The 10,919-nt window shown below is 71.7% G+C and carries 1 protein-coding gene; it reads left to right on the top strand.

Translation table 11 applies throughout. The features are described from left to right. On the top strand, nt 1–10,919 hold a 10,919-nt coding region (locus ACFYW5_RS37310), incomplete at both ends, for an SDR family NAD(P)-dependent oxidoreductase (protein ID WP_389421595.1).

Here is a 10,919-nt window from a genome sequence, read left to right as displayed (position 1 = left end):
ATGTTGCGGGCGTTGATGGGGCTGTTCGAGTCGGGTGTGCTGGAGCCGTTGCCGGTGCGGGCGTGGGATGTGCGCAGGGCGCCGGAGGCCTTCCGTTTCATCAGCCAGGCCAAGCATGTCGGCAAGGTCGCTCTGACCATGCCGGTGCCGGTGGATCCTGACGGGACGGTTCTGGTCACTGGCGGTACGGGCACTCTGGGTGCGTTGCTCGCCCGCCATCTGGTCACTTCCTACGGCGTACGGAACCTGCTGTTGACCAGCCGCAGGGGGCTGGAGACGCCGGGTGCCCCCGAACTCGCCTCTGGTCTGCGGCAGCTGGGGGCGACGGTTGAAGTGGCGGCCTGTGATGCCGCTGACCGTGATCAGCTCGCGGCCCTGCTGGACGGCCGTACGCTGACCGGTGTCGTCCACGCGGCCGGTGTCCTGGCCGACGGTCTGGTCACCGCCCTCACCCGGGAGGAACTGGCTACCGTCTGGCGGCCCAAGGTCCAGGCCGCCCTGCACCTGCACGAACTGACGCAAGACGCCGACCTCGCGTTCTTCGCGCTGTATTCGTCGGTGTCGGGTGTACTGGGCGGTGCCGGGCAGGCCAACTACGCCGCCGCCAACAGCTTCCTGGACGCCCTCGCCCATCACCGCCGCGCCCAAGGGCTGCCCGCGACCTCCCTGGCCTGGGGGCTGTGGGAGCAGGCCAGTGCCATGACGGGTGAGCTGGACCTCGCGGATCGTCGGCGGCTGAGCCGGATGGGTCTGGTGCCGCTGTCCTCGGAGGAGGGGCTGGCTCTGCTGGACCGGGCCCTTGCCTCTGCCGAGCCCGCACTCGTGCCCGCCCGCCTCGATCTCGCCGGTCTGCGCGGCTCGGAGACCGTGCCTGCCGTGCTGCGCGGACTCGTCCGTCCCGCGACCACCCGCCGCACCGCCGACACGACAGCCGGAAGCCAGGGCTCGGGCGGGCTGGCCGAGACCTTGGCGGGGCTGAGCCGTGCCGAGCGGGAACGGCGGCTCGTGGAGCTGGTGCGGGTCCATGTCGCCGCCGTACTGGGGCATGCCTCCGAACAGTCCGTCGACCCCGAGCGCTCCTTCAAGGAGCAGGGCTTCGACTCGCTCACCGCCGTCGAACTCCGCAACCGGCTCACCGCCGCCACGGCGCTGCGGCTGCCCACCGCGATCGTCTTCGATCACCCCACCCCGGCTCGTCTCGCCGGCCACCTGCACACCGAGCTGTGGGGTACGGAGGAGGCGACGGCTGTCACCACCGCCCCTTCAGCCGTGGCGGCGGACGAGCCGATCGCGATCGTCGGCATGGCCTGCCGCTACCCCGGCGGCGTGGCCTCGCCCGAGGATCTGTGGCGGCTGGTCACCGAGGGCGCCGACGCCGTCGGGGGCTTCCCCGGCGACCGCGGCTGGGACCTGGACGCGCTCTACCACCCCGACCCCGCGCACCCCGGAACCGCCTACACCCGACAGGGCGGATTCCTGTACGACGCCGCCGAGTTCGACCCGCACCTCTTCGGCATCGCGCCGCGCGAGGCGCTGGCCATGGACCCGCAGCAGCGGCTCCTCCTGGAGACCGCATGGGAGGCGGTCGAGCGCGCCGGCATCGCCGCAGCGTCGCTGAAGGGGTCGAACAGCGGCGTCTTCGTCGGCGCCGGGTACCCGAGCTATCTGGTCGACCTGGAGCGCACGCCGGACGTCGTCGAGGGATTCTCCCTGACGGGCAACGCTGCGAGCGTCGTCTCCGGCCGCCTCTCCTACACCTTCGGGCTTGAGGGTCCGGCGGTGACGGTCGATACGGCCTGCTCGTCGTCGCTGGTGGCGTTGCATCTGGCGGTGCAGTCGCTGCGCGGCGGCGAGTGCGACCTCGCCCTGGCGGGCGGTGTGACGGTGATGCCGAGCCCCGGACTCTTCCTGGAGTTCAGCCGCCAGCGCGGGCTCTCGGCGGACGGCCGGTGCAAGCCCTTCGCGGCCGCCGCCGACGGAACGGGCTGGTCGGAGGGTGTCGGTGTGCTCGTGGTCGAGCGCCTGTCCGACGCCCTCGCCAAGGGGCACCGGGTCCTCGCCGTGGTGCGCGGTTCGGCGATCAATCAGGACGGTGCGTCCAACGGCCTTACGGCGCCCAACGGCCCGTCCCAGCAGCGCGTCATCCGTGCCGCGCTCGCCAACGCCGGGGTCTCCGCCGCCGAGGTGGATGCGGTGGAGGCACACGGTACGGGGACGACCCTGGGCGACCCGATCGAGGCCGACGCCCTGCTGGCCACCTACGGCCAAGGACGGGACGAAAAAAGGCCGTTGTGGCTGGGGTCGGTGAAGTCGAACATCGGGCACACGCAGGCCGCGGCCGGTGTCGCGGGCGTCATCAAGATGGTGATGGCCCTGCGTGCGGGCATACTGCCCAAGACATTGCACGTCGATGAGCCGACCCCGCATGTCGACTGGACGGCGGGCGGCGTCGAGCTGCTGACCGCGCCGGTGGAAATGCGTCCCGAGGGCCGCCCCGGCCGGGCTGGCGTGTCCGCCTTCGGCATCTCCGGGACGAACGCCCACGTGATCCTGGAAGAGGCGCCGGTTGAAGCCGGGTTGGGCCCGGTCGTGGTGTCCGGGCCGGAAGGGTTGTCGGGGTCGGCGGTGGTGCCGTGGCTGGTGTCGGGGCGTACGGCGGGAGCGTTGGCCGCGCAGGCGGGGCGGCTGGCGGGGGTGTCGGGTGAACCGGTGGATGTGGGGTGGAGCCTGTGGGCTTCGCGTACGGCGCTGGAGCATCGGGCGGTGGTGTGGGGGCGGGAGCGTGCTGAGCTGACGGCTGGGCTGGGGGCGCTGGCGTCGGGTGCTGTCGCGGGTAATGCGGTGTCGGGTGCGGCTGTGGCGTCGGGTGCGCCGGTGTTCGTGTTTCCGGGGCAGGGGTCGCAGTGGTTGGGGATGGGGCGGGGGTTGTTGGAGTCCTCGCCGGTGTTCGCGGCGCGGATCGGGGAGTGTGAGGCGGCGCTGGGGCCGTTCGTGGAGTGGTCGTTGAGCGAGGTGCTGACCGGTGACGATGACGGGTGGATGTGGCGGGTGGACATGGTCCAGCCCGTTCTGTGGGCGGTCATGGTCTCGCTCGCGGCTGTCTGGGAGTCATTGGGCATCGAGCCCGCTGCCGTGATCGGGCACTCGCAGGGTGAGATTGCCGCTGCTGCGGTGGTGGGTGCGCTGAGCCTGGAGGACGCGGCGCGGGTGGTGGCGCTGCGGTCCGCCGCGATTCGGGATGAACTTGCCGGTCGTGGGGGGATGTTGTCGCTGGCGACGGGTGCTGAGCAGGCTTCGGCGTGGGTGTCGTCGTACGGGGATCGGGTCTCGATAGCCGTTTACAACGGTCCGGATGCCACGGTGGTGGCGGGTGATCCGGAAGCCCTGGATGAGATCTCGGCGCGGGCGGAGGCCGCTGGTGTTCGGGCCCGGCGGGTTCCGGTGGATTACGCCTCGCACTCCGCCCATGTGGAGGACATACGGGAGCGGTTGCTGGAGGACCTTGCCCCGGTGGTGCCGCAGGTGTCGCGGGTGCCGATCATCTCCACCGTCACCGGTGGCCTGTTGGACACCGAGACCATGGACGCCTCGTACTGGTACGAGGGCTTGCGTCAGCCCGTGCGCTTCACCGAAGCGGTCCAAGTAGCCATGGGGCAGGGTCATTTCCGGCTGATTGAAGTCAGTGCGCATCCCGTGCTGACCATGGGCGTGCAGTCGATTGCCGAGGCTGCGGAGAAGCGGGTCACGGTCGTCGGCACCCTGCGCCGGGACGAGGACGAGAACGCCCGCTTCCTCGCGAACGCGGCCGAACTGTGGGTTCACGGCACCGACATCAACTGGTCAGCCGTCTACGCGGGCCGCGCTGTCATCCCCGTGGACCTCCCGACGTACGCCTTCCAGCGTGAGCGCTTCTGGCTGGCGGCGGCGAGGTCCACGGGTGACCCCGCCGAGTTGGGCCTCGGTGCCGCAGGGCACCCGCTGCTCGGTGCCGCGGTGAGTCTTGCCGCCGATGGAGGGCTGGTCCTGACCGGCCGGCTGTCTCTGCGGACGCACCCCTGGCTCGCGGACCATGCCGTCGCGGGCACGGTCCTCTTCCCCGGTACCGGGTTCGTGGAGCTGTCGATTCGCGCCGGGGACGAGGTCGGCTGCGGCCATCTCGCCGAACTCACTCTGCAGGCACCCCTCGTCCTGCCCGAGAGTTCGGCCGTGCAGGTGCAGGTCGTTCTCGCGGCCCCCGACTCCACCGGCCGCCGGGCGTTGACGATCCACTCGCGCCCCGACAACTCGGGGATCGAGTCCCCGTGGACCACCCACGCCATGGGCGCGATGTCGGCGGAGACGGCGCAGGTTCCGGCGGGCGAGTTCGCCGTGTGGCCCCCGCAAGGTGCCGAAGCCGTCGATGTGTCGGACTTCTATTCGGCGGCGGCAGCCTCGGGTTACCACTACGGGCCCGTGTTCCAGGGGCTGCGCGCACTGTGGCGGCGTGGGGACGAGGTCTTCGCCGAGGTCGCACTGGGTGAGTCCGAGCAGTCGGAGGCGGCCCGGTTCGGGATGCATCCGGCGGTGCTGGACGCGGCGTTGCACGCGGTGTTGCCGGTGGACGGCGGTGAGGTGCGGCTGCCGTTCGTGTGGTCGGGTGTGTCGTTGTCGGCGGTGGGGGCGTCGGCGGTGCGGGTGCGGCTGGCTCCGGTCGGAGAGGGCGCGGTGTCGGTGTGGGTGGCCGATGCCGAGGGCGCTCCGGTGGCCTTCGTGGAGTCGCTTGTGCTGCGCCCGCTGGAGCGGGTGGAGTCCGCCGTACGGGATGCTCTGTTCCGGGTGGAGTGGACGCCCCTCACCGCTACGGCCAGGCAGGACGAGCCGGGTTGGGTGTGGCTCGACGACGGTTCCGGTGATGGGCTGTCGTCGCTGGCCGATACGGCTGTTCCCGCGCTGGTGGTGTGGAGGCCGCCGGTACCGGCGGGCGCCGCGGCCGGAGTCGTGGTGGGTGCGGTGCTCGCCATGGCGCAGGAGTGGCTGCTGGACGAGCGGTTCGCCGGGTCGCGCCTGGTCGTCGCCACACACGGCGCCGTCGCCACCGGCCCCGGCGCGCCTACCGACCTTGCGGCCTCCGCGGTGTGGGGGCTCGTGCGCTCGGCCGAGGCGGAGAACCCCGGACGGTTCGGCCTGCTCGACCTGGACGTCGACTTGGTCGTCGATTTGGACGTCGACACCGATGAACTCATGCCCGCGCTCGCCGCGTTCGGCGCGGGGGAGTGGCAGATCGCGGTTCGCGGAGGTCAGGCGCTGGCGCCCCGCCTGGTGCGGGCGAACGCTTCCGACACCGCGCCCGCTGCCGGATTCGGGGACGGGGCGGTCCTGGTCACGGGCGGCACTGGGACGCTGGGCGGGTTGGTCGCCCGGCATCTGGTGGCGGAGCATGGCGTGCGGCGGCTGGTGCTGGCCAGTCGTCGGGGGCCCGGGGCTCCGGGGGCGGCGGAACTGGTGGCCGAGCTGACCGCCGCCGGTGCGGTGGCCGAGGCCGTGGCGTGTGATGCCGCCGATCGTGAGGCGTTGGCGGCGCTGCTCGCCTCGCATCCCGTCACGGGCGTGGTCCACCTCGCCGGTGTCCTCGACGACGGCGTCCTCGCCTCGCTGACCCCCGACCGGCTCGACGCCGTTCTGTGTCCGAAGATCGACGCCGCCGTGCATCTGCACGAGCTGACCCGCGACCTCGACCTCTCCGCCTTCGTCCTCTTCTCCTCCGCCGCCGGTGTCTTCGGCACGGTGGGGCAGGCCAACTACGCCGCCGCCAACGCCTACTTGGACGCTCTGGCTCAGCGCCGCCGGGCCGAAGGACTGCCCGCCACCTCCCTGGCCTGGGGCCTGTGGGCCGACGCCAGCGGGATGACGGGCACGATGACCGACGCCGACCGGGCTCGGGTCGCCCGACAGGCGATGACCCCGCTGACCACCGCCGAGGCACTGGCCGCCTTCGACGCCGCCATGGCCCGGGGTGACGCGCACCTCGTGCCGGTCGCCTTCGACTGGGCCGCGCTGCGGACCCAGGCCGGCACGGGCGCACTGCCGCCGCTCCTGCGCACCCTCGTGCCCACGACCGTTCGCCGCGCCGCCGGTGCCGACCGCACCGAGTCCGGCGGGTCCACGCTGGCCCGTAGGCTTCTCGCCCTACCCGCGACCGAGCGTGAGCCGGTCGCCCTGGACATCGTGCGCACCCACGTCGCCTCCGTCCTCGGACACGCCGGAACGGCCCTGGTCGGAGCCGACCGGACGTTCAAGGAGCTGGGCTTCGATTCGCTGCTGGCGGTGGAGCTGCGCAACCGGCTGGGTGAGGCGGTGGGGGTGCGGCTTCCGGCAACGTTGGTGTTCGACTATCCCACGCCGGTGGCGGTGGCGGGTCTGCTCTTGCGTGAGCTGGTGGGGTCCGCTGCCGGTGCGGAGGCTGCCGGGGCGGTTCCTGTGGTTACCGCTGGGGTGGCGGATGATCCAGTGGTGATCGTCTCGGCTGCCTGCCGTTATCCGGGTGGTGTGTCGTCGCCGGAGGATCTGTGGCGGTTGGTGGCGGAGGGCGGGGACGCGGTCGGTCCGTTCCCGGCGGACCGCGGGTGGGATCTGGAGAAGCTGTTCGATCCGGATCCGGGGGCGTTCGGCAAGTCGTATGCGAACGAAGGCGGATTCCTTTACGACGCCGCCGAGTTCGATGCCGGTCTGTTCGGGATCTCGCCGCGGGAGGCGGTGGCGATGGATCCGCAGCAGCGGTTGCTGTTGGAGACGTCGTGGGAGGTGTTCGAGCGGGCGGGCATCGCGGTGGACTCGGTGCGGGGCAGCCGTACCGGAGTTTTCGCGGGCGTGATGTACCACGACTACGCCAGCCGGCTTCCGAGCATCCCCGAGGACATCGAGGGCTACATCGGAACCGGAACCTCCGGAAGCGTGGTCTCCGGCCGCCTCGCCTACACCTTCGGCCTGGAGGGGCCCGCGGTCTCCGTCGACACGGCCTGTTCCTCCTCACTGGTCGCGCTGCACCTCGCGGCCCAGGCACTGCGCCAGGGCGAGTGCGACCTCGCTCTGGCGGGCGGTGTCACGGTCATGCCGACGCCGGGGACGTTCATCGACTTCAGCCGTCAGCGTGGGCTGGCCGCGGACGGTCGCTGCAAGTCGTTCGCGGCTGCGGCGGACGGTACGGGGTGGGCCGAGGGCGCGGGTGTGCTGCTGCTGGAACGGTTGTCGGACGCGCGTCGCAACGGCCATCAGGTGTTGGCGGTGGTGCGGGGTTCGGCGATCAATCAGGACGGTGCGTCGAATGGTCTTACGGCGCCCAATGGGCCGTCGCAGCAGCGCGTGATCCGCCAGGCGCTCGCCCAGGCCGGGCTGACGGCTGCCGAGGTGGATGCCGTGGAGGCGCACGGCACGGGTACGACCCTGGGGGACCCAATCGAAGCTCAGGCCCTCCTGGCCACGTACGGTGACGGCCGTGCGGCCGATCGTCCGTTGTGGCTGGGGTCGGTCAAGTCGAACATCGGGCACGCGCAAGCGGCTGCCGGTGTCGCGGGTGTCATCAAGATGGTCATGGCGATGCGAGCGGGCGTGCTGCCGCGCACGCTGCACGTCGACGAGCCGACCCCGCACGTCGACTGGTCCGCGGGCCATGTCTCCCTCCTGACGGAGGAACGTGCCTGGGAGTCGCCGAACGGTGTCCGCCGAGCGGGTGTCTCGTCCTTCGGTGCCAGCGGGACGAATGCGCACGTCATTTTGGAGGAGCCGCCGGAGGTCGCGGAGGAGGTGGCGTCTCCGTCTCCGGTGGGTGGGGTACTGCCGTGGGTGTTGTCCGCCGGGTCCGCTGAGGGGTTGGTGGCGCAGGCCGGGCGGTTGTCCGGGGTGGTCGGTGGGCTGGATCCGGTGGATGTGGGGTGGTCGCTGGCGACCGGTCGGGCCGGGTTGGCGCATCGCGCGGTGGTGTGGGGCTCGGACGCACAGGAGTTGACGGCGGGGCTGGGCTCGGTGGAGTCCAGCGGCGGTGTGGTGGACGGTCGCCTTGCGGTGTTGTTCACGGGGCAGGGGTCGCAGCGGGCGCGGATGGGTGCGGAGCTGGCGGCTGAGTTCCCGGTGTTCGCCCGGGCGTTGGATGAGGTGTGTGCCGGGTTCAAGGGGCTGCTGCCCGGGTCGTTGAGGGAGGCGCTGTCGGCCGACAGTGAGGTCCTGGATCGCACGGTCTTCACGCAGGCCGGATTGTTCGCGGTCGAGGTGGCTCTCTATCGGCTCGCTGAATCGTGGGGTGTTCGTCCGGACTTCGTGATGGGGCATTCCATCGGTGAGTTGGTCGCCGCGTATGTGGCGGGGGTGTTCTCGCTGGAGGATGCCTGCCGGTTGGTCGCTGCGCGGGGGTCGTTGATGCAGGCGCTGCCCGAGGGTGGGGCGATGCTCGCGGTGCAGGCCGGTGTCGAGGACGTCCACGCGGAGCGGGTTGATGTGGCTGCCGTCAACGGGCCGACCTCGGTGGTGGTTTCGGGAGCCGAGGCGGATGTCGAGGTGGTGCGGGAGCGGCTGACGGCGGCCGGGGTCAAGACGCGGCGGCTGGCGGTCTCGCACGCCTTCCACTCCTCCTTGATGGAGCCGATGCTGGCCGACTTCTCCGAGGTGGCCGCGAGCGTCGACTACGCCGACCCCCGCATCCCGGTGGTGTCGAACCTGTCGGGCCGGGTGGCGGGCGAGGAGATCCGGACCCCGGAGTACTGGGTACGGCATGTTCGCGAAGCGGTCCGTTTCGCTGACGGGGTCGCTGCGCTGGCCGAGTCCGGGGTGACGAAGTTCCTGGAGCTGGGCCCCGACGCCACGTTGACCGCGATGGGTGCCGAGAGCGTCGAAGGGCTGTTCGTCCCGGCCACGCGCCGCGGCCACGGCGAAGTGGAGACGTTCACGCAGGGCGTGTCCCGGCTGTGGGCGAGCGGCGTCGACGTCGACTGGGCCGCCCTCTTCGAAGGCCGCAACCCGCACCGCGTCGACCTGCCCACGTACCCCTTCCAGCGCGAGCGCTACTGGCTGGAGTCCGCCGGCCCGACAGGCGACCCCGTCGGGCTGGGACAAGGTGCCGCCGGGCACCCCTTGCTGGGCGCCGCCGTCAGTCTCGCCGCCGACGGTGGGGTCATGCTCACCGGCCGCCTCTCCCTGCGCACGCACCCCTGGCTCGCCGACCATGCCGTCGCCGGTACGGTCCTCTTCCCCGGCACCGGGTTCGTGGAACTGGCGATCCGCGCCGGGGACGAGGTCGGCGCCGCGCACCTTGCCGAACTCAGCCTCCAGGCACCGCTGATCCTCCCCGCGCAGAACGGAGTTCAGGTCCAGGTCGTCGTAGGCGCAGCCGATGAGGACGGGCGGCGCCCGCTCACGGTGTACTCGCGACCGGAGACGGCCGAGCCGTGGACCGCGCACGCGCGGGGAGTCCTCGCGCGGACCCCGGCAGATCCGCCCGCCGACCTCACCGTCTGGCCGCCCGCCGGAGCGGAACCAGTGGACGTGTCCGGCTTCTACGCCGCGGCCGAGACCGCCGGTTACGGCTACGGCCCCGCCTTCCAGGGCATGACCGCCGCCTGGCGCCGGGGCGACGAGCTCTTCGCCGAGGTGGAGCTGGCAGAGGAACTGCATGCCGAGGCGGGGAAGTTCGGGGTGCACCCGGCGCTGCTGGACGTTTCCCTGCATGCGGTGCTGGCGACCGCAGAGCCCAGTGAAGGGCTGCGGCTTCCGTTCCTGTGGGAGGGCGTGTCGCTCCTGGCGTCCGGTGCCACCGCCGCCCGCGTCCGTATCACGGCCCTCGGCGGGGACGCGCTCTCCGTGCTCCTCGCCGACGGCACCGGTGCCCCCATCGCCGCCGCCGACTCCCTGACACTGCGGCCCGTCACAGCGGAGCAGTTGACGTCGTCCCTCACCACCGGGACGGACTCCCTCTACCGGCTGATGTGGGAGAGCGTGCCCCAGTCAGCGGACGCGGACGTGACGGGCGACTGGGCCGTGATCAGCACGGCGGAGGAGGGTGGGTACGTCGACCTCGCCGCCCTCTTCGACGGCGTCTCCTCCGTACCGCCGCTCGTCCTGTTCACTCCGCCCGCCGGTGGCGACCCCGAGACCGCTACCGCCAATGTGCTGGCGCTGGTGCAGAGTTGGCTGCGCGAGGAGCGGTTGGCCGAGTCGCGGCTCGTCGTGGTGACGCGGGGCGCGGTGGCCATCGATGGCGGTGACCTCGCTGATCTTGCGACCGCACCCGTGTGGGGGCTCGTGCGGTCCGCGCAGTCCGAGTATCCGGAGCGGTTCGTTCTGCTCGACCTGGACCCGACCGCCGACGGTGACGATGCGGCCGTGGTGCGGTCAGCGTTGGCCAGTGGTGAGCCCCAGCTGGCGGTCCGGGAGGGCCGGGTGCTGGTGCCGCGTCTGGTGCGTGCGGCCGGGTCGGGCGGGAGCCTGGCGGTTCCGGCGGGGGAGTCCGCGTGGCGGCTAAACACCTCGGGTTCCGGCACGTTGGACGGGCTGGCGCTGGTTCCGGCGCCGGAGGCCGCCGCGCCGCTGGAGTCCGGTCAGGTGCGCATCTCGGTCCGGGCGGCCGGGGTGAACTTCCGTGACGTCCTGATCGGTCTCGGCATGTATCCCGGTGAGGCGTTCATCGGGAGCGAGATCGCCGGTGTGGTCGTGGAGACGGCCGATGACGTCACCGAGTTCGCGGTGGGTGACCGGGTGCTCGGGCTCGTGCCGCGCAGTTTCGGTCCGTTGGCGGTGGCGGATGCGCGGGTGGTGGTCCGTGTGCCGGAGGGGTGGTCGTTCGAGCAGGCGGCGACTGTTCCGGTGGTGTTCTTGACCGCGTATTACGGGCTGGTGGATCTCGGTCGTGTGCGGGCCGGGGAGACGGTTTTGGTGCACGCGGGTGCGGGTGGGGT

Source organism: Streptomyces sp. NPDC002779 (assembly GCF_042888685.1).
In the GTDB taxonomy this organism is placed as follows: Bacteria; Actinomycetota; Actinomycetes; order Streptomycetales; family Streptomycetaceae; genus Streptomyces.
This window is presented reverse-complemented; position numbering and strand designations above follow the sequence as displayed.